The sequence below is a fragment of the Methylobacterium dankookense genome (assembly GCF_902141855.1).
GTDB lineage: Bacteria > Pseudomonadota > Alphaproteobacteria > Rhizobiales > Beijerinckiaceae > Methylobacterium > Methylobacterium dankookense.
In genome coordinates, this window is the sequence record NZ_CABFVH010000068.1 from 1 (window position 1) to 21,853 (window position 21,853).

Sequence of the window (21,853 nt, forward strand, 5' to 3'; positions counted from 1 at the left end):
TCGCCACGCGCTACGACAAGGACCCCGACAACTTCCTCGCCAGCGTCAAGCTCGCAGCCCTGCGGGTCTGGCTGCGAACTTAATGAGTCCGCGACCTAGCCGTCAGTCCGGCCGCGGCCCGCTCTCCGCACGCAGCTCGGGGAAATCCGACTGCGTGAAGGCGCGGCCGCGATAGGGATCGTCGGTGCGGCCCTCGTGCTCCAGGCGCCGGAGCTGGACCCGGCGGATCTTGCCCGAGATGGTCTTCGGCAATTCGCCGACGAATTCGAGCGCCCGCAGGCGCTTGAACGAGGCGAGGCGACTGTTGGTGAAGCGGAAGATGTCGAGCGCCGTCTCGGGCGTCGGCTCGGCCGAGCCGACGAGGGAGAGATAGGCCTTCGGCACGGTGTGGCGGATCGCGTCGGGGGCCGGCACCACGGCCGCCTCCGCCACCGCCGGATGCTCGATGAGCACGCTCTCCAGCTCGAACGGGCTGATCCGGTAGCCGGAGGACTTGAACACGTCGTCGGCCCGGCCGACGAAGGTGAGGCGCCCGGCCTCGTCGACGAAGGCGACGTCGCCCGTGCGGTAGAGCGCGCCGTCCGCGCCCGAGAGCCGGCCCGCGCCGTCGTCGTAGCCCTGCATCAGGCCGGCCGGGCGTTCCGGTTCGAGGGGCAGGCAGACCTCGCCCTCGCTCGCCGGGTTGCCGTCGATATCGAGCACCCGCACCCGGTAGCCCGGCAGCGGGCGGCCCATCGAACCAGGGCTCACCGCCTGGCCCGGCGTGTTGGCGACGATCGCCGTGGTCTCGGTCTGGCCGTAGCCGTCGCGGATGGTGAGCCCCCAGGCCTCGGCCACGCGCTCGATCACTTCCGGGTTCAGGGGCTCGCCAGCAGCGCAGACCTCGCGCAGGGCGAGTTTGTAGGCGCTGAGATCCTCCTGGATGACGAGGCGCCAGACGGTCGGCGGCGCGCACAGGGTGGTGGCGCCGCAGCGCTCCAGCACGCCGAGCAGGCTCTTGGCGCTGAAGGGCGCCTGATTGACCACGAAGATCGTCGCGCCCGCGTTCCAGGGCGCGAAGAACGAGGACCAGGCATGCTTCGCCCAGCCCGGCGAGGACACGTTGCAATGGATGTCGCCGGGCTGAAGCCCGAGCCAGTACATGGTCGAGAGCGCGCCCGCCGGATAGGAGCGGTGGCTGTGGCGCACGAGCTTCGGCTTCGCCGTGGTGCCCGAGGTGAAATAGAGCAGGAAGGGATCGTCCGCTTCCGTCGGCGCGTCGGGCGCGAAGGCCTCGGAGGCGGAGAAGGCCGCGTCGTAGGGCTGCCAGCCCGGCACGGCCGCGCCCGTCACCACCTTGGTCACGCCGCCCGTCTCGACGCTCTCGAAGCGGGCGACCTGCTCGGGACCGGCCACGATCATCCGCGCCCGGCCGCGCTCCAGCCGGTCGGCGAGTTCGTCCGCCGTGAGCAGCGTGGTGGCCGGGATGACGACGGCGCCGAGCTTCATCGCGGCGAGCATGGTCTCCCACAGGGCCGGCACGTTGCCGAGCAGCAGGAGCAGGTGGTCGCCGCGCTTCAGGCCGAGCCCGCGCAGGTGGTTCGCCACCTGATTCGAGCGCCGGCTCAGCTCGGCGAAGGTGAGGCGGGTCTCGGCGCCGCTCGCCGCGTCCACGATCCAGAGCGCGGTGCGGTCGCGGCTCACGGGGTCAGTAGCGAGGTCGGCGTCGAACCAGTCCAGCGCCCAGTTGAAGGGCACCGGATCCGGCCAGCGGAAGGCCGAAGCCGCGGCCTCGTAGTCGGTGCGGTGGGCGAGGAGCAGGTCTCTCGCCTCGCGGAAGCTCGGCATCGGCGTTCTCCCAAGGATTCTTGCAAGGATTCTTGTCGTGACCTTTCTAATCCCTCGCGCGCCTCTTTCCCTCCCCCCTCTGCGGGGGAGGGGGAAAATTCGCTCACTCGCGGAACCGGCCCCCGCTTCTGCGGAGCGCGCCCTATCCGTGCGTGAACTTCGCCGGGCGCTTCTCCACGAAGGCGGACATGCCCTCCTTCTGGTCCTGCGTCGCGAACATGGCGTGGAAGACGCGCCGCTCGAAGCGCACGCCCTCGGTGAGCGTGGTCTCGTAGGCGCGGTTGACCGCCTCCTTGGTCATCATGGCGATGGGCAGCGACATGGCGGCGATCGTCTCGGCGGCCTTCATCGCCTCGTCGAGCAGGGTATCGGCCGGCACCACCCGCGAGACGAGGCCGGAGCGCTCGGCCTCGGCCGCGTCCATGTTGCGCCCGGTCAGACACATCTCCATCGCCTTCGACTTGCCGACGAAGCGGGTGAGGCGCTGGCTGCCGCCGATCCCCGGCATCACGCCGAGCTTGATCTCCGGCTGGCCGAACACGGCCGTGTCGGCGGCGAGGATGAAGTCGCACATCATGGCGAGTTCGCAGCCGCCGCCCAGGGCGTAACCCGCCACCGCCGCGACGACCGGCGTGCGCACGGCGGTGAAGCGCTCCCAATCGGCGAAGCGGTCGCCGCCATACATCTCGGCATAGGTCGCCGCCTGCATCTCCTTGATGTCGGCGCCCGCGGCGAAGGCCTTGGGCGAACCCGTCAACACGATGCAGCCGATCTCGGGGTTCGCATCGGCCCGGGTCGCAGCGTCGATCACCTCGGCGGTCAGCTGCCGGTTGATGGCGTTGAGCGCCTTCGGCCGGTTCAGGGTGATCAGGAGGACGCGCCCGCGCGTCTCGGTGAGGATCGTCTCGTAGTCCATCAGGCCGCGTCCCCCGTCTCGCTGCCGCGCAGCATACGGATGATGCCGGAAAAGTCCTCGGCTCCGTGCCCGAGGGCGTTGAAGAGCGCGTAGAGTTGTGCGGCCTCGGCCCCGAGCGGCGTCGCCGCTCCGGCGCTCGCCGCGGCGGCCTGGGCGAGCCGCAGGTCCTTCAGCATCAGGCCGGCGGCGAAGCCGGGGCGGTAATCGTTGTTGGCGGGCGAGGTCGGCACCGGCCCGGGCACCGGGCAATAGGTGGTGAGCGACCAGCACTGGCCCGAGGAGACCGAGGCCACGTCGAACAGCGCCTGGCGCGACAGGCCGAGCTTCTCGCCGAGCGCGAAGGCCTCGCAGACCCCGATCATCGAGATGCCGAGGATCATGTTGTTGCAGATCTTGGCGGCCTGACCGGCGCCGGCCTCGCCGCAATGGAACACCGACTTGCCCATGGCCTTGAGCACCGGCTCGGCCCGCGCGAAGGCCTCGGCCGAGCCGCCGGCCATGAAGGTGAGGGTGGCGGCCTTCGCCCCGCCCGTGCCCCCCGAGACGGGCGCGTCGATCGACGGGCAGCCGCGCGCCTCGGCCAGAGCATGGGCCTTGCGTGCGCTGTCCACGTCGATGGTGGAGGAATCGATGAGCAGCGTGCCGGCCGGCACGGCCCCGGCGAGCTGCGTCCAGACCTCGACCACGTGCTTGCCCGCCGGCAGCATGGTCACGACGACGTCGGCGCCCTCGGCCGCCTCCAGGGCGGAGCCGGCGACCGCGACGCCGGCCTCGCGCGCCGCGTCGAGGGAGGCGGGGACGAGGTCGAAGCCTCGCACCGCATGGCCCGCCCGCGCGAGGTTGGCCGCCATGGGCCCGCCCATATTGCCGAGCCCGATGAACCCGATGGTCTGCGCCACGCGCGCCTCCCTCTTGTTGGGCGGGATGATCCCGCTCGTTCGCCGCCGATTTCCCCTCCCCCTTGCCGGGAGGGATCAGGGGTGGGGGTGCTTCAGGATGAGGCGCCCCGGTGCCTCCTGCGCCCCCACCTCCGGTTCCTCCCCGTAAAGGGGGAGGAGAGATCGCCCTATCCGAAGACCGGCGCCGCCCGCGGCTCCAGCCAGCGCGCGATCCGGGCCGGATCGACCTGATCCAGCCTCGGCGGCGACCAGCGCGGGTTGCGGTCCTTGTCGATCACCGCGGCGCGCACGCCCTCGCGAAAGTCGCCCTCGGCGAGCATGGCGAGGGAGGCGTGGTACTCGCGCTCCAGGCAATCCTCCAGGCTCGGCGCCGTGCGCCCGCGGCGCAGCAGGCAGAGCGTCAGCACGAGGCTCGCGGGCGCCTTCTCGGCGAGCGTGGCGCGCGTCGCCGTCGCGAATGCGGAGCCGTCCGCCTCCAGCGCCGCGAAGATCTCGTCCACCATGTCGAAGGCGAAGCAGCGGTCGATCACGGCGCGATGCGCCGCGAGCGGGGCCGGCCCCGGCTCCTGGGACAGGGCCCGGATCGCCACGGCGGCATCCTCGTCGTCGGATTCCGCGGGCAGCTCCGACAGGGCCGCGATCAGGCGGGGGAGGGCGGCCACCGGAACCAGAGCGTCGGCAAAGCCGGCGTAGATCGCGTCGGCCGCGCCCATCGGCGCGCCGGTCAGCCCGAGATAGGTGCCGATCTCGCCGGGCGCGCGGGGCATCAGCCAGGTCGCGCCGACATCGGGCAGGTAGCCGATCCCCGTCTCCGGCATGGCGACGTGCGAGCGTTCGGTGACCACGCGGTGGCGGGCATGGCCGGAGAGCCCGACGCCGCCGCCCATGGTGATCCCGTCCATCACCGCCACGAAGGGCTTCTCGTAGCGGGCGATGCGGGCGTCCAGGCGGTACTCGTCGCGCCAGAAGGCTTCCGCGAAGGCGGTGCCCTCGCTCTCGTAGAGGGAGCGTACGTCGCCCCCGGCGCAGAGGCCGCGCTCGCCCTCGCCGGTGAGCAGCACGCAGGCGATCGCCGGATCCTCGGCGAAGCGGTCGAGCGCGGCATCGATCAGCCCGACCATGCCGTGCGTCAGGGCGTTCAGGGCCTTCGGCCGGTTGAGGCGGATCCGGCCGAGACTGCCGACCGTCTCGACGATGACCTCGCCCATCAACGCCCTCCGATGAGATGGCGCGCCACGATCACCCGCATGATCTCGTTCGTGCCCTCCAGGATCTGGTGCACGCGCAGGTCCCGGACAATCTTCTCGATGCCGTATTCGGCGAGATAGCCGTAGCCGCCATGCAGCTGTAGCGCGTCGTTGGCGACGCGGAAGGCGGCGTCGGTCACGTGGCGCTTGGCCATGGCGCAGAGGGCGGTCGCCTCCGGCGCCCCGGCATCGAGGGCCGAGGCCGCGTGGCGCAGGAAGGCGCGGCAGGCTTCGAGGTCGGTCGCCATGTCGGCGAGGCGGAATTGCAGGGCCTGGAAATCGGTGAGCACGCGTCCGAAGGCGCGCCGGTCGGCCATGTAGGCGAGCGTCCGGTCGAGCGCACCCTGCGCGCCGCCGAGCGAGCAGGCGGCGATGTTGAGCCGGCCGCCGTCGAGCCCGGCCATGGCGATGCGGAAGCCCTGGCCCTCGGCGCCGATCCGGTTCTCCACCGGTACGCGCAGGTTGTCGAAGCGCACCGCCCGGGTCGGCTGCGCGTTCCAGCCCATCTTGCGCTCGTTGGCGCCGAAGGAGAGGCCGGGCGTATCCTTCTCCACCAGGATCGCCGAGACGCCGTCCGGCCCCGGCCCGCCGGTGCGCGCCATGACGAGGTAGAGGTCGCTCGCGCCGGCGCCCGAGATGAACTGCTTCTCGCCGTTCAGCACGTAATGGTCGCCGTCGCGCTCGGCACGGGTGCGGAGCGCCGCCGCGTCGGAGCCCGAGCCCGGCTCGGTCAGGCAGTAGCTCGCGATCCTGTCCATGCGCGCCACGGCGGGGAGCCAGGCGCGGCGCTGCTCCTCCGTGCCGAAACGGTCGAGGACCCAGGCGGTGAGGTTGTGGATCGAGAGGAAGGCCGCCACCGTCGGGCAGGCGGCGCTGAGCGCCTCGAAGATGATGCTCGAATCGAGCCGCGTCAGCCCCGAGCCGCCGACATCCTCGCGGACCGTGATCGCCGCCATGCCGAGGCCGGCCGCGGCGCGCAGCGTCTCGACGGGGAAGTGCTTGCGCTCGTCCCAGTCGAGGGCGTGCGGGGCGATGTGCTCGGCCGCGAAGCCCGCGGCCATGTCACGGATCGCGACCTGGTCCTCGCTGAGGCCGAAGCTCATGGCGTGTCCTCCAATATTCTCCCTCCCCGCTCTGCGGGGGAGGGCGTCGGGAGAGGGGGGCGACGCGACCGGATCGAGCGCGGCATCGCCGCCTCGCCCTCTCCGGAAGCCGGGTTCCCCTCTCCCGCCTCGCCCGCGCTCGGCACCCTCCCCCGCAGAGGGGGAGGGTTGGCCGTCAGCGCATGGTCGGGATCGAGAACTCGGCGCCGCTCTTGATGCCCGAGGGCCAGCGCTGCGTCACGGTCTTGGTCTTGGTGTAGAAGCGGATCGAGTCCGGCCCGTGCTGATTGAGGTCGCCGAAGCCCGAGCGCTTCCAGCCGCCGAAGGTGTGGTAGGCGATCGGAACCGGGATCGGCACGTTGACGCCGACCATGCCGACATTGACCCGCGCCGTGAAGTCGCGCGCCGCATCGCCGTCCTGGGTGAAGATGGCGACGCCGTTGCCGTACTGGTGCGTCGAGGGCAGGGCCAGCGCCTCCTCGTAATCCTTGGCGCGGACCACCGAGAGCACCGGGCCGAAGATCTCCTCCTTGTAGATCGTCATCTCCGGCGTCACGCGGTCGAACAGCGAGCCGCCCATGTAGAAGCCGTTCTCGTAGCCCTGGAGCTTGAAGCCGCGGCCGTCGACGACGAGCTGCGCGCCCTCGCTCACACCCGTGTCGATGTAGCCCTTCACGCGCTCCACCGCCTCGGCGGTGACGAGCGGCCCGTAATCGGCGCTCTCGTCGTGCGAGGGGCCGATCTTCAGCGACTCGACGCGGGGGATCAGACGCTCCATCAGCGCGTCGGCGGTGCGCTCGCCCACCGGCACCGCCACCGAGATCGCCATGCAGCGCTCGCCGGCCGAGCCGTAGCCCGCGCCGATCAGCGCATCGACCGCCTGGTCGAGATTGGCGTCGGGCATGACGATCATGTGGTTCTTGGCGCCGCCGAAGCACTGGGCGCGCTTACCCGTCTGGGCGGAGCGCACGTAGATGTACTCGGCGATGTGCGAGGAGCCGACGAAGCCCACCGCCTTGATGTCCTCGTCGTCGAGGATGGCGTCCACCGCCTCCTTGTCGCCGTTGACGACGTTGAGCACGCCCGGCGGCAGGCCGGCCTCGAGGAACAGCTCGGCGATGCGGATCGGCACGCTCGGGTCGCGCTCGGAGGGCTTCAGGATGAAGCTGTTGCCGCAGGCGATGGCCGGCGCGCACTTCCAGAGCGGGATCATCGCCGGGAAGTTGAACGGCGTGATGCCGGCGACCACGCCGAGCGGCTGGCGCAGCGAGTAGACGTCGATGCCGGTGCCGGCGGCCTCGGTGTACTCGCCCTTGAGCAGGTGCGGGATGCCGCAGGCGAACTCCACCACCTCGACGCCGCGCTGGATGTCGCCCTTGGCGTCCGGCACCGTCTTGCCGTGCTCGGAGGCGAGGAGCTCGGCGAGGCTCTGCATCTCGCCGCGGATCAGCTCGAGGAAGCGCATCATCACGCGGGCGCGCTTCTGCGGGTTCTGCGCGGCCCAGACGAGCTGAGCGGCCTTCGCGTTCTCGACGGCCGCGCGCAGCTCGGCCTTGCTGGCGAGCGCCACCCGCGCCTGGACCTCGCCGGTCGAGGGATGGAACACGTCGGCGAAGCGCCCGCTCGTGCCCTCGACGCGCTTGCCGTCGATGAAATGACCCACGCTGCGCATGCTGCGCCTCCTTCGGTGCTTCCTCGAAATTTTGGCGGAGCCTACCAGCCTTTGATGGGCGATAAAGTTGGACGCGCTCGCAGCCGTTGTGCATCAATGCACAGTGTAAGGGGACCCGCATGGTCGCGCGCAAGAGGTCGGGGCAGAGCTGGGACGACCTTCGCTTCTTCCTGGCGGTGGCGCGCACCGGCACGCTCACGGCCGCCGCCCGGCAGACGGCGACCGAGCACACCACGGTCGCCAGGCGCATCCAGGCCTTGGAGGAGGAGCTCGACCGCAGCCTGTTCCACCGGAGCAACCTCGGCTACGCGCTCACCGAGGCCGGGGAGGCGCTGCTCGGCGTGGCCGAGGCGATGGAGAGCGCCTTCCTCGGGGCCCGCGCCGGCCCCGTGGGGGAGGGGCACGGCATCTCGGGCACGGTGCGGATCGGCGCGCCGGACGGGTTCGGCAGCGTCTTCCTGGCGCCGCGGACGCACCGGCTGACCGGGCGGCATCCGGGCCTGGAGATCGAGATCCTGGCAACCGCCCGGATCTTCAGCCTGTCGAAGCGCGAGGCCGACATCGTCATCAGCCTGACGGCCCCGCAGCAATCGCGCGTGGTGGCGCGGCGCCTGACCGATTACCGCCTCTGCGTCTACGGGTCGTCGGCCTATCTGGCGGGCGCCGAGCCGATCCACACCGTGGCCGATTTCGCCCGGCATCCCTTCGTCGGCTACATCGAGGACATGCTGTTCACGCGGGAGCTGAACTACCTGAACCTGGTCGATCCCCAGCCGCTCGCCCGCATCCGCAGCACCAACCTGCTGGCCCAGGTCTACGCGACGCTCGCCGGCGCGGGCCTGTGCATCCTGCCGGCCTTCATCGCCGCCGCCCATCCCGGGCTGGTGCCGGTGCTGCCGGAGCGCCTGTCGCTGACGCGCACCTTCCACATGCACATCCACGAGGATTACCGGAAGGCCGCCCATATCCGGGCGGTGGCCGGCTTCATCGCGGCGGAGGTGCGGGCCGCGCAGGGGCTGTTCGCGGGGCCTGCGCTGTAACGGAGGCGAGTTCGCGTGGCTGGCGGGCCGCTCCAGAGCGCTCTTAAGCCGAAGCGGATCCCGGTTCGGCACAAGAGAGCGCGTCACAACAAGGACTTGGAGCCCTTCCCGATTGCAACGCGATCGGGAATGGCTCTAGCCTCCGCGCCTTTCCACCCGAGACGAGACCGGAGAACACACATGGCCAGCGCGATCGCCCTGCCGCGCCTGATGCGGATCGGTGCCGGCGCCTCGGCGCTGCTGCCGGAGGTGCTGGGTCAGCTCGGCCTGTCGCGGCCCTTCGTCGTCACCGATCCGTTCCTGGCGGGGAGCGGGCGCGTCGAGACTCTAGTCGCGGGCCTGCGCGAGGCCGGCCTGACGGCCGCCGTGTTCAGCGAGACGGTGCCGGACCCGACCGTCGCCTCGGTGGAGGCCGCGCTCGCGGCGCTGAAGGCGGGCGAGCACGATTGCATCGTCGGCTTCGGCGGCGGCAGCCCGATGGACACGGCGAAGGCCGTCGCGGTGCTCGCCCGCTTCGGCGGGCCGATGCGCGCCTTCAAGGCGCCGCACCTGCAGGACGAGGCGGGGCTGCCGATCATCGCGATCCCGACCACCGCCGGCACCGGCTCGGAGGCGACGCGCTTCACCATCGTCACCGACGAGGCCACCGACGAGAAGATGCTCTGCATCGGGCTCGCCTATCTGCCGGTGGCGGCGCTCGTCGATTACGAGCTGACGCTCACCAAGCCGCGCCGCCTCACCGCCGATACCGGCATCGACGCGCTGACCCATGCCATCGAGGCCTATGTCTCGAAGCGGGCGAACCCGTTCTCGGACGGGCTCGCGCTCTCGGCCATGCGCCTCATCGCGCCGAACCTGCGCCGGGTCTGGGCGGATGCCGGCGACCGCAAGGCCCGCGAGGCGATGATGATCGGCGCGACGCAGGCGGGAATCGCCTTCTCGAACAGCTCGGTCGCCCTCGTCCACGGCATGAGCCGGCCGATCGGCGCGCATTTCCACGTGGCGCACGGCCTCTCGAACGCGATGCTGCTGCCGGCCGTCACCGCCTTCTCGGCACCTGCCGCGACGGCGCGCTACGCGGATTGCGCCCGCGCCATGGGCGTGGCGGCGGAGGGCGACGCCGACGGACTCGCGGTGGAGCAGCTGATCGCGGCGCTCCGCGCCCTCAACGCCGACCTCGAAGTGCCGGGCCCCCGCGCCTACGGCATCGATCCGGGCCGCTGGACGGACCTGCTGCCGACCATGGCCCGCCAGGCCCTGGCCTCCGGCTCGCCGGCCAACAACCCGGTCGAGCCGACGGCCGAGGAGATCGAGGCGCTCTACCGCGAGGTCTGGGCCGGGTGATACCGCGCGGCGTCCGAGCGACGACGACATCCGGCATCCCGAAGGGATGAATCGGATGTCGTAGGAGGGGTCACTTCACCCGCTTCCAGGTCTGGCGCTTGCAGAACACGCTCATCACGCAGCCCGAGACCACCAGGGTGTCCGGCCCCGTCATCTTGAGCGAACCCGAATAGGTCTTGCCGTCCTTCGGGTTGTAGAGCGTGCCCTCGTAGCCGTCCGAGGTCGCGTTCGCGGCGTTGACGATCTGCACGCCGACCACGCTGCGCGTGCGGAGCGCAGGGTCGGGATTGTTGGCGTCGACCCCCTTGCCGGCGACGCTGACCAGCGTGCCGCAATAGCCGGAGCCGCAGCGGGCGAGGCGCACCTTCGAATCGCCCGTCTCGGTGAGCCAGATGCCGCTCGGGTCGCCGCCCGCCGCCTGGGCGAGGCCGCCCGCGAGAAGGCTCGCGAGGAGGGCCGAGGCGTGGATCAGGGGTCGCAGGTGCATGAGGTCCTCCCGTGCCCGCGCACCGGCGCGGGCGGGAGGGCTTAGAGCCGTTCCCGATCGCGTTGCAATCGGGAACGGCTCCAATCTCTTGTTTTGACGCGCTCTCTTGCGCCGAACCGGTGTCCACTTCGGCGGAGAGCGCTCTAGCCGGGGGCAAGCGGCCGGAGCAAGGGCCGCCGGGCCGTCAGCGCGGCCCTTGACCGAGCACCGCGCCGAGATAGGTCTCGGCCACCTCGCAGAAAGGCACGCCCTCGCCGGTGGCCAGCACCGCATCCACCTCGAAGAGCGGCGTGTCGCGCCCGGGCCGGGGCCCCGGATCGGCGGCCGGCCGCAGCGCGATGTTGCGCCGGCTCGGGCCGAGCGGCCGCACCACCCGGCCGAAGGGCGCGTCCGTGCCGTCGAGAGCGGCGTTCATGGCCGGCGTCAGCCGGGCCGGGACGTACCAATTGTCGGCCTCGGAAAGAACGTGCTCGCCGCAGGCGAGGCGCACGCGGCGGTAGCGCACCGGCTCGTCGGTTCCGATGGCGAGGCGCAGGCGCTGCTCGGCCGAGAGCGGCTTGTCCGGCGCGGCGACGCGGCGCGCCACGAGGCGCGGCTCGGCCGCCAGCCCTCGCTCGGCGCACCACGCCTCCAGCACGGCCGTGGCGCTCGGCGCCGCGAGGATGCGCGCGCGCAGATCCGCCACGAGCCCGGCCGCGTCGTCGGCGCGCGGCGCCGTCAGCGGTTCGGCCGAGGCGAAGGACAGGGACATCAACAGCGCACCGCAGAACGACAGGAAGGCGGCAGGCCGCGTCCGCGGAGCCTCCGCACGCCATAAGGGGCGGGCGACACGGCGTCCATGCGGTCTCTGTTTTCTGAACAAGGGGGAGATGGTGGAGCCTAACGGGATCGAACCGATGACCTCTTCCATGCCATGGAAGCGCTCTCCCAGCTGAGCTAAGGCCCCACTTTCATCAGCCGCCGCGCTCTGGTCTCTCGCGGTGGCATCTCGCCGGCGGCGCTGTCGTCCGTCGGCGAGGCGGTAATTAGGCGGGTCTTTGCCCGGACTCAACCCCTTTTTTGCACCGGCCGATCATTTTTTGGACCGGCGACCGCAGCGGGTCCGCGAACGGCCGGCGAGGCGCCGTCAGTTCTCCTCGTCGCTCTCGATGTCGCCGTCGATCAGGTCGGACACGTCGTCGTCGCCGGAATCCTCCTCCTCGAGGAAGGTATCGGCATCGTCGTCGCCCGCCTCGTCGCCGGCATCGTCGTCGGTCGCGGTATCCGCATTGTCCTCGGCGGCCTCGACCTCATCGAGGGAGACCATCTCCGGGCCCTTGTCGTCCGTCTCGTCCTCGTCCTCCGCGGTGCTGCGCGAGAGCGCAGGCGCCGCGACGCGGCTCGGGATGGCGCCCTGGTAGGCCGAACCGCATTTGGGGCAGGTCGCCGGATCGCGGGCGAGATCGTAGAATTTCGCGCCGCAATTCATGCATTGGCGCTTCAAGCCGAGTTCCGGTCGGGCCACGGGGAAAACCTCGTCACGGTGCTGTCTGGGGAGGGGGCCCCGTTAGTGGCGGCGCACGGACCTGTCAATTGGAACGGATTCCAGCTCAATCCTCAGCGGCTTCGGCCCAGATTCCCGCCCGTCCGGACCGGCTTCCGCCCGGCCCAGGATGACGGCGGACGGCATTGGTGCTAACCGGCCCCGCGCTCCTGCTCCACAGCACGTCCGCGCGCCCGCCGCGCGCCGGACGAGATCGAGATTCGCGCCGAGATTCGCCCCGTGTCGCACGCCTCCGACGATCCGCAGCCGCTCACCGCCTCGCCCGGCGCACCCTTGCGCGGTGCCTTGAAGCCGCCAGGCGACAAGTCGATCTCGCACCGGGCGATGATCCTCGGCCTGCTCGCCGTCGGCGAGACCCGCGTCGAGGGGTTGCTCGAAGGGGACGACGTGCTGCGCACGGCCGCCGCCGCCGAGGCGCTCGGCGCCGGGGTGGAGCGCCTCGGCGAGGGGCGCTGGCTGGTCCGCGGCGTCGGCATCGGCGGGATGAGCGACCCGGCAGCGACCCTCGATTTCGGCAATGCCGGCACCGGCTCGCGCCTGATGATGGGCGTGGTCGGCGGCCAGCCCGTCACCGCGACCTTCGACGGCGACGCCTCGCTCCGCAGCCGGCCGATGCGCCGCATCCTCGATCCGCTGGTGAAGATGGGCACCGAGGTCGTCTCGGAGGCCGCGGGCGGGCGCGTGCCGCTGACGCTGCGCGGCCCCCGCGAGGCGATCCCGATCACCTACGAGACCCCGGCCGCCTCCGCGCAGATCAAGTCCGCCGTGCTGCTCGCCGGCCTCAACGCGCCGGGCACCACCACGGTGATCGAGGCCGCCGCCACCCGCGACCACACCGAGCGAATGCTGCGCCTGTTCGGCGCCGAGGTGGCGGTGACGCCGCACGGTCCCGGCGGCCAGGGCCGCGCGGTGGCGCTCACCGGGCAGCCGACCCTGCGCGGCACCGACGTGATCGTGCCCGCCGACCCGTCCTCGGCCGCCTTCCCGCTGGTGGCGGCGCTGGTCGTGCCGGGCTCCGAGGTGACCCTGCGCGGCGTGATGATGAACCCGCTCCGCATCGGCCTGATCACCACCCTTCTGGAGATGGGCGCCGAGATCGAGCGGACGAACGAGCGCGAGGAGGGCGGCGAGACCGTCGCCGACCTGCGCGTGCGGGCGAGCCGGCTCAAGGGCGTCGACGTGCCGCCTGAGCGGGCACCGAGCATGATCGACGAGTACCCGGTCCTCGCCGTCGCCGCGTCCTTCGCCGAGGGCACCACGCGGATGGCGGGCTTGCATGAGCTGCGCGTCAAGGAATCCGACCGCCTCGAAGCGGTCGCGGCAGGCCTCGAGGCGAACGGCGTCCGCTTCGAGGTGCAGGGCGACGACCTCGTCGTGCACGGGGACGGCGCGGCCCCGCAGGGCGGCGGCACCGTCGCCACCCATCTCGACCACCGCATCGCCATGGCCTTCCTGGTGATGGGCCTCGCCACGCGGGAGCCCGTGACCGTGGACGACGGCGCGATGATCGCCACGAGCTTCCCGAGCTTCCTGCCGACGATGCGGGAGCTTGGCGGACGGATCGAGGCCTGACCCGAGATGCCGATGGTCATCGCGATCGACGGGCCGGCGGCGTCCGGCAAGGGCACGCTCGCCCGGCGGCTGGCCGATCATTACGGCCTGCCGCACCTCGACACCGGGCTGCTCTACCGCGCCGTGGCGCTGACGCTGATCGATGCGGGCGCCTCCCTCGACGACGAGCAGGCGGCGGCCCGCGCCGCGGCGTCGCTCATCGCCGACCGGCTCGCCGATCCGCGCCTGCGCGAGCGGGCGATGGGCGAGGCGGCCTCGCGCATCTCCGGCATCCCCGCCGTGCGCGCCGCGCTCCTGGCCTGGCAGCAGCGCTTCGCCGGCACGCCGCAGGGCGCCGTCCTCGACGGGCGCGACATCGGCACGGTGATCTGCCCGGATGCGCGGGTGAAGCTCTTCATCACCGCGAGCGCCGAGGAGCGCGCCCGCCGCCGCCACCTGGAACTGTCCGGGCGCGGCGAGACGACGACGCTCGACGCGATCCTCGCCGACATCCAGGCCCGCGACGCCCGCGACGCCTCGCGCAGCGCCGCGCCGCTCAAGGCGGCCGCGGACGCGGTGATGCTCGACACCACCGAGCTCGACGCGGACGAGGCCTTCGCGGCGGCGCGGGCCGTCGTGGACCGCGCACGCACGCAGTGAGGATCGCGCCCCGGGCCGCCTGATGTCGGATCGACAGCCGGAGGCGGCCCCGCGCCGCGCCTCGTTCCCGCTGCTCGTCGCGGTGACCATGACCGGCACCGTGGCCCTGCACATCTTCGTGCCGGCGCTCGCCGCAGCCGCCGCGGATCTCGGCACCACGCCGACGGCGGCGCAGCTCACCATCACCCTCTACATCGTGGGCCTCGCGGGCGGACAGCTCGTCTACGGGCCGCTCTCCGACCGCTACGGCCGGCGCCCGGTGCTCATCGTCGGGCTCGCCCTCTATCTCGCGGGCCTGCTCCTCGCGATCCCGGCGCCCAATATCGCCACCCTCGTGGTGGCGCGGGTGATGCAGTCGCTCGGCGCCTGCAGCGCGCTCGTCATCGGGCGGGCCATGGTGCGCGACGTCTCCGGCGCGGCCGACGCTGCGCGGAAGCTCGCCCTCCTGACCATGGCGATGACCTTGACCCCGGCGCTGGCGCCCGCCATCGGCGGCCTCGTCAACGAGGCCTTCGGCTGGCGGGCCGTGTTCGGGGTGCTCGCCGCTCTGGTGGCCGTCCTCGGCGCCCTGGTGGTGCTGACCCTGCCGGAGACCAACCGGCACAAGGTGGCGCTGCCGGGCCTCACCGCCATGGCCGCCGCCTATCTGCGCCTGCTGCGCCATCCCGTCTTCCGGTCATACCTCGTCGCCGGGGCCTGCGCCGGCACCAGCCTCTACGCCTTCCTGGCGGTGGCGCCGTTCCTCCTCGTCGACCGGCTCGGCCGATCGTCGCAGGAGGTCGGGCTCGATTGCCTGCTCGTGGTGTTCGGCATGGTGGCCGGGGCGGTGCTGGCGAGCCGGCTGGCCCTGCGCGTGCCGATCCGCCGGGTGGCGCGGGCGGGCAACATCCTCTGCCTCGTCGGCGCGGCAACTTTGCTCGCGGTCGACCAGGCCGGCTACCTCACGGTGGTGAGCCTGATCCTGCCGCTCCTCGTCTACGCGATCGGGGTCGGGCTCGTCGGCCCGAACGCGGTGGCCGGCCTGATGAACGTCGATCCGCGCGCCTCGGGCTCCGCCTCCAGCCTCTACGGCTTCACACAGATGACCTTCGGCGCCGGCTTCACCGTGGCGGTCGCCCTCTGGCACGCCGATTCGGCGACGCCTGTGGCGGCGACCCTCCTCGGCGCAGCGCTGATCGCGGCCGTGGCGCTGCGGCGGGCTTAGATCGAGCTGCCGGGCGATCCTTCCCGCGACCTTATTCTGAGATCGTGGATGGGATCGAACCGGACTGACCTTCGAACAGGTTCAGATCCGCGAACAGCTCAACGGCCGTTCCAAACCGTCTGCCCGCACCACTCTCCAGTTCAGCCATCGCCGCCAACGTCCCCTCATTCAGGGCGCGCAGAACGTAGCGGTCGATCTCGTCCGATGTGGTGTCGGCCTGTGCGGCCGGCATCGTCACCCCCCCGTCATCGGCGGGAAGAACGCGATCTCCGCCGCCCCGCGGATCGAGGCGTCGGGCTTGGCGTGGACGCGGTCGATGGCCGCGCGGACGACGCCCGGATTCTCGAAGGCGTAGGCGTATTCCTCGCCGCGCCCGCGCAGCCAGCCGACGAGGTCGGCCACGGTCGCCACCTCGTCCGGCGGCGCCACCATCTCCTCGGGGCGGCCGACGCGCTCGCGCACCCAGGCGAAATAGACGAGCTTCATCGGCGTCCTCGGGTCCTGCCTGCGGCCCGCCTCAGCGCGGGTCCTCGATGGCGTGCTTCACGCCTGCCCTCATGTAGTCCCAGCCGGTCCAGAGCGTCAGGGCGGCGGCGAGCCACAGCAGGGTGATGCCGATCCGCTCGGTGCCGGGCAGGATGGTCTCGCCCGCAGGCCCTGCGACGAGGAAGCCGAGCGCCAGGAGCTGCACCGTGGTCTTCCACTTGGCGACCCGGCTCACCGGCAGGCCGACCTTCAGCTCGGCGAGGTACTCGCGCAGCCCCGAGACCAGCACCTCGCGGCACAGGATGACGATGGCCGCCCAGGTCGAGGCGCCGCTGATCGTGCGGTCGGCCACCAGCATCAGCAGGCAGGCGGCCACCAGGAGCTTGTCGGCGATCGGATCGAGCATCCGCCCGAGCGCCGAGGATTGCGCGTAGGTGCGGGCGACGTAGCCGTCGAGATAGTCGGTGATCCCGGCAGCCGCGAAGACCGCGAACGCGCTGAAGCGCGCCGGGATCGACTCGGGCCAGAACAGGAGGCCGACCATCACCGGCACCGCGGCGAGGCGGCCGTAGGTGAGGCAGTTCGCGAGCGTCCAGGCCTGCGACCGGCGTCGGGGGAGGACGGCGTTCATCGGCGGGGTGAAATCACGGCTTCCTCCGAGCGTCAACGGGTCCGGCGTCTCGCTCACCTCAGGCTCCGGCATGGAAGAAGTCGTAGACGGCGCGCGCGGTGGCGGCATTCACCCCCGGCGCCTTGGCGAGATCCTCCAGCGCCGCGCGCTGGATGGCCTTCACGGTGCCGAAATGGTGCAGGAGCGCGCGCTTGCGAGTCGGCCCGATTCCGGCGATCTCGTCGAGCGGGTTCTTGACCATCTCGCGCTTGCGCTTGGCCCGGTGCGTGCCGATGGCGAAGCGGTGCGCCTCGTCGCGCAGGCGCTGCACGAAGTAGAGCGTCGGGTCGCGCGGCGGCAGCTTGAAGGGGGCGCGGCCCGGCACGAAGAAGGTCTCGCGGCCGGCATCCCGGTCACGGCCCTTGGCGATGCCGATGAGGGGCACGTCCGCGACGCCGACCGCCTCGACCGCCGCGCGCGCGGCGTCGAGCTGCCCCTTGCCGCCGTCGATGAGGACGAGGTCGGGCCAGGCCGGGAAAGCGTCCGAATCCGGCTGCGGCTCGGGCACCGGCTCCGGCACGCCACCCTCCAGCGCGGCGGCCGCGGCCTCCCCGGCGGTGCGCGGCGCCTCTTTCACCAGCCGCTTGAAGCGGCGCTGCAGAACCTCGCGCATCATCCCGTAATCGTCGCCCGGGGTCAGCTCGTCCGACCGGATGTTGAATGTGCGGTAATGCGTCTTCATGAAGCCCGTAGGACCGGCCACGATCATCGCGCCGACCGCGTTGGTGCCCGCGATGTGCGAGTTGTCATAGACCTCGATCCGGCGCGGCGGATGGGCGAGCCCGAAGGCCTGGCCGAGCGCCGCCAGCAGCTTGCCCTGCGAGGCGGTGTCGGCGAGGCGGCGCGCCAGCGCCTCCTTGGCGTTGCGCTGGGCATAGTCGACGAGGTTCTTCCGCTCGCCGCGGCGCGGCCAGTGGATCTCGACCCGGTGCTCGACGCGGCTCGACAGGGCGGCGGCCACGAGCTCCGCATCCTCCACCGCATGGCTGGTGAGCACCGTGCGCGGCGCCGGCTTGTCGTCGTAGAACTGCCCGATGAAGGAACCGAGCACCTCCTCGGGGGTCATGGTGCGGTCGGCCTTGGGGAAGTAGGCGCGGTTGCCCCAGTTCTGGAAGTTCCGGAAGAAGAACACCTCGATGCAGAACTGGCCGGCCTGCTCATCGAGGGCGAAGACGTCGGCCTCCTCGACCCCTTGCGTGTTCACGCCCTGCACGCCCTGGATGGCAGAGAGCGCGCTGATCCGGTCGCGGAAGCGGGCGGCCCGCTCGAACTCCATGGCGTCGGAGGCGGCCTGCATCTCCTCGCGCATGCGGTCCTTCACGGCGTTCGACTTGCCGTCGAGGAAGTGCTTCGCGGATTCGGCGAGGCCCCGGTAATCGTCGAGGGCGATCTCGCCGGTGCAGGGGCCGGAGCAGCGCTTGATCTGGTAGAGGAGGCAGGGCCGCGTGCGGTTCTCGTAGTAGCTGTCGGTGCAGGTGCGCAGCAGGAAGGCGCGCTGAAGGGCGTTCACCGTGCGGTTCACCGCCCAGACGCTGGCGAAGGGCCCGTAATAGCTGCCCTTCCGCCGCCGCGCGCCGCGGTGCTTCACGATCTGCGGCGCCGGGCCGTCCTCGGTGACGAGGATGTAGGGGAAGGACTTGTCGTCCCGCATCAGCACGTTGAAGCGGGGCTTGAGCTGCTTGATGAGGTTCGCCTCGAGCAGCAGCGCCTCGGTCTCGGTGGCGGTGGTGACGAACTCCATCGCCGCCGTCTGCGAGATCATCCGCGCGATGCGGTTCGAATGCGCCTGGCCGCGGGCATAGGAGCCGACGCGGGCCTTCAGGTTCTTGGCCTTGCCGACGTAGAGGACGTCGCCCTTGGCATCGAACATCCGGTAGACGCCGGGGGAGAGCGGGAGCGTCGACCAGAACCGGCGGATCACCTCGGTGCCGGCCTGGACCGCGCCGGGCTCGAAATCGAAGTCGATCTCGGGCCCGTCATCGGGCAGGTCCGCGACCTCGTCGTCGCGGCCCTCCGCCAGGCCGTCGTCGAAGCTGTCGGGTGGAAGATCGGACGGGACGCGCCGGCTCATCCCGCTCACTTAAGACGTACGGATTCCGCCGGAAAGGGGAGGGGCGGCCGAGTCCGGCGCAACGCCACCCGGCTTGGGCACTCCGCAGCGACCGAGCGCGACATGCTCCCTCTCCCGTTCGGGAGAGGGGACCCGCGCCCGCTCGGGAAGCGATGTTTGAATGGTTCAGTCGGCTCGGACGGGCGCGCCGATCAATCGAACAGGGCGTCGATGTCCGACTGGTCGACATGGCCCGGATCCTCCTCGAGCTTCGGCCCGTTGAGGAGCGACTTCTCGTCGTCCGGATCGACCGCGTCCTGGCCCACGCCGAGGACGTCGCGGAAGCTCTCCAGCCCGCTCCAGGCGGTGATGACGCGGTCGAGATGGTCCTCGACGAACTTCATCACGTTGACGATCTTGCTGATGCGCTGGCCGGTCAGGTCCTGGAAGTTGCAGGCCTCGTAGGCGATCACCACGCGCTCCAGGATGGCGTCGACGTTCTCCTGGCCGGCCTTCGACAGGCGGGTGGCGCGCAGCATGTTCGTGTTCTGCTCGATATCCTCCAGCGCGGTGAGGAGGGTCGAGGTGGCGTGCTCGGTGGATTCCACCACGGCGTCGAGCTCGTCGGCCGCGCGGCGCATGCCCTTGCCGTTGTGCTCGGAGCGGTGGAGCGCGGCGATCTCCGTCTTGGTGCGGGTGATCGCCTCCTTCATGAGGTCGAGTTCGCTGCGCATCGCGAAGACTTCGTTCAGCTCGCGGCGGCAAGCCTCCACGGTCTCGCCCGCGCTCGCCTGGGTGATCCGGCGCAGGTCGTGGATGGCCGTCAGGATCTCGTCGAGCCGGGCGCCGTCCACGGGCGCGGCTTCGATCGGAACGGCTTGCTGCTGCGCGAGGCCGAAGCTGTCTTCGATACGGTAGCGTTTCTGGATCATCGCTTCGAGCGGCCGAATTCTCTGGAGTTCCGGCCTCAGAATGCAGCCAACTGGTTTCCAGACCTTCAACGGAAACGGGATGCGGCGCGCCTTAACCGCGGATTCACGCTGGTCGCGGCGGGGCGGGGACGGTTTCCGATTCACCATGTTCCTTCACCGGATTCGCGAAGGATCTTGGGGATCGTTCCCGTGAGGCGGTCCAGGGCACGTGCCCGGCCGCACCCTGTCCGGAGAGCGGGAACGATGCGTGTGCGTGTGTGCGCGGTGGCGCTTGTCGCCGCGGGCTGGGCCGGTGCGGCCGAGGCCCAGAGCCGGTATGCCGAGCCCGGGCAATATGGCGGCGGCCTGATCGAATATCTCGTCACGGGTGGCGCACCGGAGACGCGCGGCCTGCAGCGGGCGGCCTATCCGGCGCCCCGCGCGCCGCAGGCCGCCTCCGTCGGCTACGCCTATCCGGCCTCCGGGGATCCAATGGGCGGCTATGCAGGGCCGCCGCAGCGCCACGCCGCCCTGCCGCCGAGCGGCCTTTATCCCCAAGGCAACCTGTACCCCCAGGGCAACCCCTACCCGCCGGGCGGGGGCTACCCGCAGGCCGGGCTCCATGCCCAGCCCGAGCCGGAGACGCAACGCGAGCCCCGCGAGGAGCGGATCGGGCGTGCCATCGATCCGCGCTACGCCCGGCAGGAGGTGGCCTATGACGGGCCGCAGCGGCCCGGCACCATCGTGGTCGATACGCCGAACAAGTATCTCTACCTCGTCCAGCCGGGCGGCCGGGCGATGCGCTACGGCATCGGCGTCGGCCGGCCGGGCTTCACCTGGGCGGGTATGAAGACGGTGAGCCGCAAGGCGGAATGGCCGGACTGGATCCCGCCGGCCGAGATGCTCGCCCGCCGGCCGGACCTGCCGCGCCACATGGCCGGCGGCCCCGCCAACCCGCTCGGCGCGCGGGCGCTCTATCTCGGCTCGTCGCTCTACCGGATCCACGGCACCAACGAGCCGCACACGATCGGCCAGTCGGTCTCCTCGGGCTGCATCCGGATGATGAACGAGGACGTGATGGACCTCTACGAGCGCACGCCCGTCGGCACGAAGGTCATGGTGCTGTGACGGAAGGGCCCGGCGCCGCGCGGCGCCGGGCCCCGGGCCGCGATCAGGCCCAGTCGCTGTCGTCGCCGCCGCCGAGGTCGCCGCCGAAATCGTCGCCGCCGCCGTTATCGTAGGAGGCGTCCTGGAAGTCGCCGCCGCCGAGCGGGGCGCCGAAATCCTGGACGTTGCCGGCGTCCGCCGCCGAGCCGCCGAGGCCCGCCGCCGCGGCGCTGCCGAGCTGCGAATGGCCACCCGCGAAGGCGTTCGAGAGGGCGCTGCCGAGCAGCATGCCGCCCGCCGCGCCGGCCGCCATCGGCAGGGCGGTAGCGAGGAAGCCGCCGCCGCGGGCCGGCGGCTGCTGGCCGTAACCCGGCTGGCCGCCCCACGGGCCGCCCTGCTGCTGCGGATAGCCCTGCGGTCCGGGCTGCTGGCCGTAGCCCGGCTGGCCACCCCAGGCGCCGCCGGGGCGCTGCTGCGGCGCGTATTGCGGCTGCGGCTCGGGGCGCGAGCCGCCGCCGAAGATGCTCGACAGGAAGCCGCCGCCGCCCGAGCCCTGCGGCTGCGCCTGCTGGCGGCGCGCCTCCTCGAGCTGCTGGTTCAGGCTCTTGATCGCCTCCTCCTGCACGAAGATCAGCTGGGCCATCGCGTAGGGCGCGTAGGGCTGCTGCCGGATCTTGTCGGCGATGAAGCGCTCGGCATCCGCGTCGCGCGGCTGGGCCGAAGCCTGTTCGAGCCGCTGGAAGATGCCGGAGATGACGTCGCGTTCTTCGCTGTTCATGGAGTCGTCCTCCTCGATCACGCCCCGCGGCGGTGATGCGGGCCGCGTGGTCGGCGCAGATGTGGGAAGGCCGCGCAGGCTTTGTGAGGGGCGCGCGCGAAAACTTCACCGTTGCGATGCGAAAGAATTGCGGGATTAAAAGTCGAGCCGCATGAAAAAAGCCCGGCCGAAGCCGGGCTCTCGCAGTGTCGAGCCGTGCCGGCGGCGTGCGCCGGCACGGTCCGCTGGGATCTCAGTACGAGCCGAACTTGTAGTTGATGCCGGCGCGGACGACGGCGAACTCGGTGTCGTTGCGGCGGTTGGTGGCGCCGGAGACGACGGTGACGCCGGTGCTGCCGAGGCCGACCGGGATGCCGGT

The 21,853-nt window shown here is 71.4% G+C and carries 21 protein-coding genes, 1 tRNA gene and 2 pseudogenes; 7 read left to right on the forward strand and 17 right to left on the reverse strand.

The window, feature by feature from the left end; genetic code table 11:
- Positions 1-83, forward strand: a pseudogene (locus MTDSW087_RS27435) (IS5/IS1182 family transposase); the annotation flags it as partial.
- Positions 84-102: 19 nt separating this feature from the next.
- Here MTDSW087_RS27435 and MTDSW087_RS27440 read toward each other — a convergent pair.
- From MTDSW087_RS27440 to MTDSW087_RS27465, 6 genes are all read right to left on the reverse strand, one after another.
- Positions 103-1,827: an AMP-binding protein gene (locus MTDSW087_RS27440; protein ID WP_144768598.1), complete on the reverse strand. Its 1,725-nt coding sequence runs from the start codon at positions 1,825-1,827 to the stop codon at positions 103-105.
- A 142-nt stretch (positions 1,828-1,969) separates the two neighbouring features.
- The gene (locus MTDSW087_RS27445) at positions 1,970-2,743 is read right to left on the reverse strand and encodes an enoyl-CoA hydratase (RefSeq protein WP_144768600.1); all 774 of its coding nucleotides are present in this window, start codon (positions 2,741-2,743) and stop codon (positions 1,970-1,972) included.
- Positions 2,743-3,642: a 3-hydroxyisobutyrate dehydrogenase gene (mmsB, locus tag MTDSW087_RS27450; protein ID WP_144768602.1), complete on the reverse strand. Its 900-nt coding sequence runs from the start codon at positions 3,640-3,642 to the stop codon at positions 2,743-2,745. Before mmsB ends, MTDSW087_RS27445 begins: the two co-directional genes overlap by 1 nt.
- 167 nt (positions 3,643-3,809) lie before the next feature.
- Positions 3,810-4,850 (reverse strand): enoyl-CoA hydratase/isomerase family protein, encoded by a 1,041-nt coding sequence (locus MTDSW087_RS27455; protein ID WP_144768604.1) that lies wholly within the window; start codon positions 4,848-4,850, stop codon positions 3,810-3,812.
- On the reverse strand, positions 4,850-5,992 hold the full coding sequence (locus MTDSW087_RS27460) for an acyl-CoA dehydrogenase family protein (protein ID WP_144768606.1): 1,143 nt from the start codon (positions 5,990-5,992) through the stop codon (positions 4,850-4,852). The genes MTDSW087_RS27455 and MTDSW087_RS27460 overlap by 1 nt, the downstream gene beginning before the upstream one ends.
- A gap of 175 nt (positions 5,993-6,167) precedes the next feature.
- Positions 6,168-7,664: a CoA-acylating methylmalonate-semialdehyde dehydrogenase gene (locus MTDSW087_RS27465; RefSeq protein WP_144768608.1), complete on the reverse strand. Its 1,497-nt coding sequence runs from the start codon at positions 7,662-7,664 to the stop codon at positions 6,168-6,170.
- 119 nt (positions 7,665-7,783) lie between these two features.
- Here MTDSW087_RS27465 and MTDSW087_RS27470 point away from each other — a divergent pair, with 119 nt between their 5' ends.
- Positions 7,784-8,704, forward strand: a complete 921-nt coding sequence (locus tag MTDSW087_RS27470) for a LysR family transcriptional regulator (RefSeq protein ID WP_144768610.1) — start codon at positions 7,784-7,786, stop codon at positions 8,702-8,704.
- Positions 8,705-8,884: 180 nt separating this feature from the next.
- On the forward strand, positions 8,885-10,048 hold the full coding sequence (locus MTDSW087_RS27475) for an iron-containing alcohol dehydrogenase (RefSeq protein WP_144768612.1): 1,164 nt from the start codon (positions 8,885-8,887) through the stop codon (positions 10,046-10,048).
- Between the two features lie 70 nt (positions 10,049-10,118).
- Here the strand turns inward: MTDSW087_RS27475 and MTDSW087_RS27480 are convergent, their stop codons facing one another.
- The 4 genes from MTDSW087_RS27480 to MTDSW087_RS27495 form a co-directional block, all read right to left on the reverse strand.
- Complete coding sequence (locus tag MTDSW087_RS27480) at positions 10,119-10,535, reverse strand: DUF2147 domain-containing protein (RefSeq protein WP_144768614.1); 417 nt, start codon at positions 10,533-10,535, stop codon at positions 10,119-10,121.
- A gap of 184 nt (positions 10,536-10,719) precedes the next feature.
- Positions 10,720-11,286, reverse strand: a complete 567-nt coding sequence (locus tag MTDSW087_RS27485) for a hypothetical protein (protein WP_144768616.1) — start codon at positions 11,284-11,286, stop codon at positions 10,720-10,722.
- A 119-nt stretch (positions 11,287-11,405) separates the two neighbouring features.
- Positions 11,406-11,481 (reverse strand) — tRNA-Ala (locus MTDSW087_RS27490).
- Positions 11,482-11,661: 180 nt separating this feature from the next.
- A complete protein-coding gene (locus MTDSW087_RS27495; RefSeq protein ID WP_144768618.1) occupies positions 11,662-12,039 on the reverse strand; it encodes a TIGR02300 family protein in 378 nt (125 codons plus the stop codon).
- A gap of 258 nt (positions 12,040-12,297) precedes the next feature.
- Here MTDSW087_RS27495 and aroA point away from each other — a divergent pair, with 258 nt between their 5' ends.
- The 3 genes from aroA to MTDSW087_RS27510 are packed head-to-tail and all read left to right on the forward strand — an operon-like array spanning position 12,298 to position 15,493.
- Positions 12,298-13,650: a 3-phosphoshikimate 1-carboxyvinyltransferase gene (gene aroA / locus MTDSW087_RS27500; RefSeq protein ID WP_144768620.1), complete on the forward strand. Its 1,353-nt coding sequence runs from the start codon at positions 12,298-12,300 to the stop codon at positions 13,648-13,650.
- A gap of 6 nt (positions 13,651-13,656) precedes the next feature.
- Complete coding sequence (gene cmk / locus MTDSW087_RS27505) at positions 13,657-14,289, forward strand: (d)CMP kinase (RefSeq protein WP_144768622.1); 633 nt, start codon at positions 13,657-13,659, stop codon at positions 14,287-14,289.
- Positions 14,290-14,311: 22 nt separating this feature from the next.
- A complete protein-coding gene (locus tag MTDSW087_RS27510) occupies positions 14,312-15,493 on the forward strand; it encodes a multidrug effflux MFS transporter (RefSeq protein WP_144768624.1) in 1,182 nt (393 codons plus the stop codon).
- Positions 15,494-15,524: 31 nt separating this feature from the next.
- Here MTDSW087_RS27510 and MTDSW087_RS27515 read toward each other — a convergent pair whose 3' ends face one another.
- The 5 genes from MTDSW087_RS27515 to MTDSW087_RS27535 all read right to left on the reverse strand — a co-directional run bounded on the left by MTDSW087_RS27515 (position 15,525) and on the right by MTDSW087_RS27535 (position 19,631).
- The gene (locus MTDSW087_RS27515) at positions 15,525-15,731 is read right to left on the reverse strand and encodes a hypothetical protein (RefSeq protein ID WP_144768626.1); all 207 of its coding nucleotides are present in this window, start codon (positions 15,729-15,731) and stop codon (positions 15,525-15,527) included.
- Entirely contained in the window at positions 15,728-15,979 is a 252-nt protein-coding gene (gene moaD, locus MTDSW087_RS27520) for a molybdopterin converting factor subunit 1 (protein ID WP_144768628.1), read from the reverse strand. The genes MTDSW087_RS27515 and moaD overlap by 4 nt, the downstream gene beginning before the upstream one ends.
- A gap of 31 nt (positions 15,980-16,010) precedes the next feature.
- Positions 16,011-16,610, reverse strand: coding sequence for a CDP-diacylglycerol--glycerol-3-phosphate 3-phosphatidyltransferase (pgsA, locus tag MTDSW087_RS27525; protein WP_144768638.1), 600 nt, complete (start codon positions 16,608-16,610; stop codon positions 16,011-16,013).
- A gap of 58 nt (positions 16,611-16,668) precedes the next feature.
- Positions 16,669-18,720, reverse strand: coding sequence for an excinuclease ABC subunit UvrC (gene uvrC, locus MTDSW087_RS27530; RefSeq protein ID WP_144768630.1), 2,052 nt, complete (start codon positions 18,718-18,720; stop codon positions 16,669-16,671).
- Positions 18,721-18,911: 191 nt separating this feature from the next.
- Complete coding sequence (locus tag MTDSW087_RS27535; protein WP_144768632.1) at positions 18,912-19,631, reverse strand: protein phosphatase CheZ; 720 nt, start codon at positions 19,629-19,631, stop codon at positions 18,912-18,914.
- A gap of 243 nt (positions 19,632-19,874) precedes the next feature.
- Between MTDSW087_RS27535 and MTDSW087_RS27540 the strand changes: the two genes are divergently transcribed.
- Positions 19,875-20,738 carry a L,D-transpeptidase gene (locus MTDSW087_RS27540; RefSeq protein WP_144768634.1) on the forward strand — a complete coding sequence of 288 codons (864 nt, stop codon included), beginning with the start codon at positions 19,875-19,877 and terminating at the stop codon, positions 20,736-20,738.
- Positions 20,739-20,781: 43 nt separating this feature from the next.
- Here the strand turns inward: MTDSW087_RS27540 and MTDSW087_RS27545 are convergent, their stop codons facing one another.
- Positions 20,782-21,495 carry a DUF2076 domain-containing protein gene (locus MTDSW087_RS27545; protein WP_144768636.1) on the reverse strand — a complete coding sequence of 238 codons (714 nt, stop codon included), beginning with the start codon at positions 21,493-21,495 and terminating at the stop codon, positions 20,782-20,784.
- Positions 21,496-21,727: 232 nt separating this feature from the next.
- Positions 21,728-21,853, reverse strand: a pseudogene (locus tag MTDSW087_RS31100) (porin family protein); the annotation flags it as partial.

Coding starts and splice junctions, on each gene's coding strand:
- MTDSW087_RS27485 (WP_144768616.1), bottom strand. CDS start 11,286: ATGTCCCTGTCCTTCGCCTCGGCCGAACCGCTGACGGCGCCGCGCGCC.
- MTDSW087_RS27475 (WP_144768612.1), top strand. CDS start 8,885: ATGGCCAGCGCGATCGCCCTGCCGCGCCTGATGCGGATCGGTGCCGGC.
- MTDSW087_RS27535 (WP_144768632.1), bottom strand. CDS start 19,631: ATGATCCAGAAACGCTACCGTATCGAAGACAGCTTCGGCCTCGCGCAG.
- cmk (WP_144768622.1), top strand. CDS start 13,657: ATGCCGATGGTCATCGCGATCGACGGGCCGGCGGCGTCCGGCAAGGGC.
- MTDSW087_RS27480 (WP_144768614.1), bottom strand. CDS start 10,535: ATGCACCTGCGACCCCTGATCCACGCCTCGGCCCTCCTCGCGAGCCTT.
- pgsA (WP_144768638.1), bottom strand. CDS start 16,610: ATGAACGCCGTCCTCCCCCGACGCCGGTCGCAGGCCTGGACGCTCGCG.
- MTDSW087_RS27510 (WP_144768624.1), top strand. CDS start 14,312: ATGTCGGATCGACAGCCGGAGGCGGCCCCGCGCCGCGCCTCGTTCCCG.
- moaD (WP_144768628.1), bottom strand. CDS start 15,979: ATGAAGCTCGTCTATTTCGCCTGGGTGCGCGAGCGCGTCGGCCGCCCC.
- MTDSW087_RS27460 (WP_144768606.1), bottom strand. CDS start 5,992: ATGAGCTTCGGCCTCAGCGAGGACCAGGTCGCGATCCGTGACATGGCC.
- MTDSW087_RS27455 (WP_144768604.1), bottom strand. CDS start 4,850: ATGGGCGAGGTCATCGTCGAGACGGTCGGCAGTCTCGGCCGGATCCGC.
- MTDSW087_RS27445 (WP_144768600.1), bottom strand. CDS start 2,743: ATGGACTACGAGACGATCCTCACCGAGACGCGCGGGCGCGTCCTCCTG.
- MTDSW087_RS27540 (WP_144768634.1), top strand. CDS start 19,875: ATGCGTGTGCGTGTGTGCGCGGTGGCGCTTGTCGCCGCGGGCTGGGCC.
- MTDSW087_RS27545 (WP_144768636.1), bottom strand. CDS start 21,495: ATGAACAGCGAAGAACGCGACGTCATCTCCGGCATCTTCCAGCGGCTC.
- MTDSW087_RS27440 (WP_144768598.1), bottom strand. CDS start 1,827: ATGCCGAGCTTCCGCGAGGCGAGAGACCTGCTCCTCGCCCACCGCACC.
- MTDSW087_RS27465 (WP_144768608.1), bottom strand. CDS start 7,664: ATGCGCAGCGTGGGTCATTTCATCGACGGCAAGCGCGTCGAGGGCACG.
- uvrC (WP_144768630.1), bottom strand. CDS start 18,720: ATGAGCCGGCGCGTCCCGTCCGATCTTCCACCCGACAGCTTCGACGAC.
- MTDSW087_RS27470 (WP_144768610.1), top strand. CDS start 7,784: ATGGTCGCGCGCAAGAGGTCGGGGCAGAGCTGGGACGACCTTCGCTTC.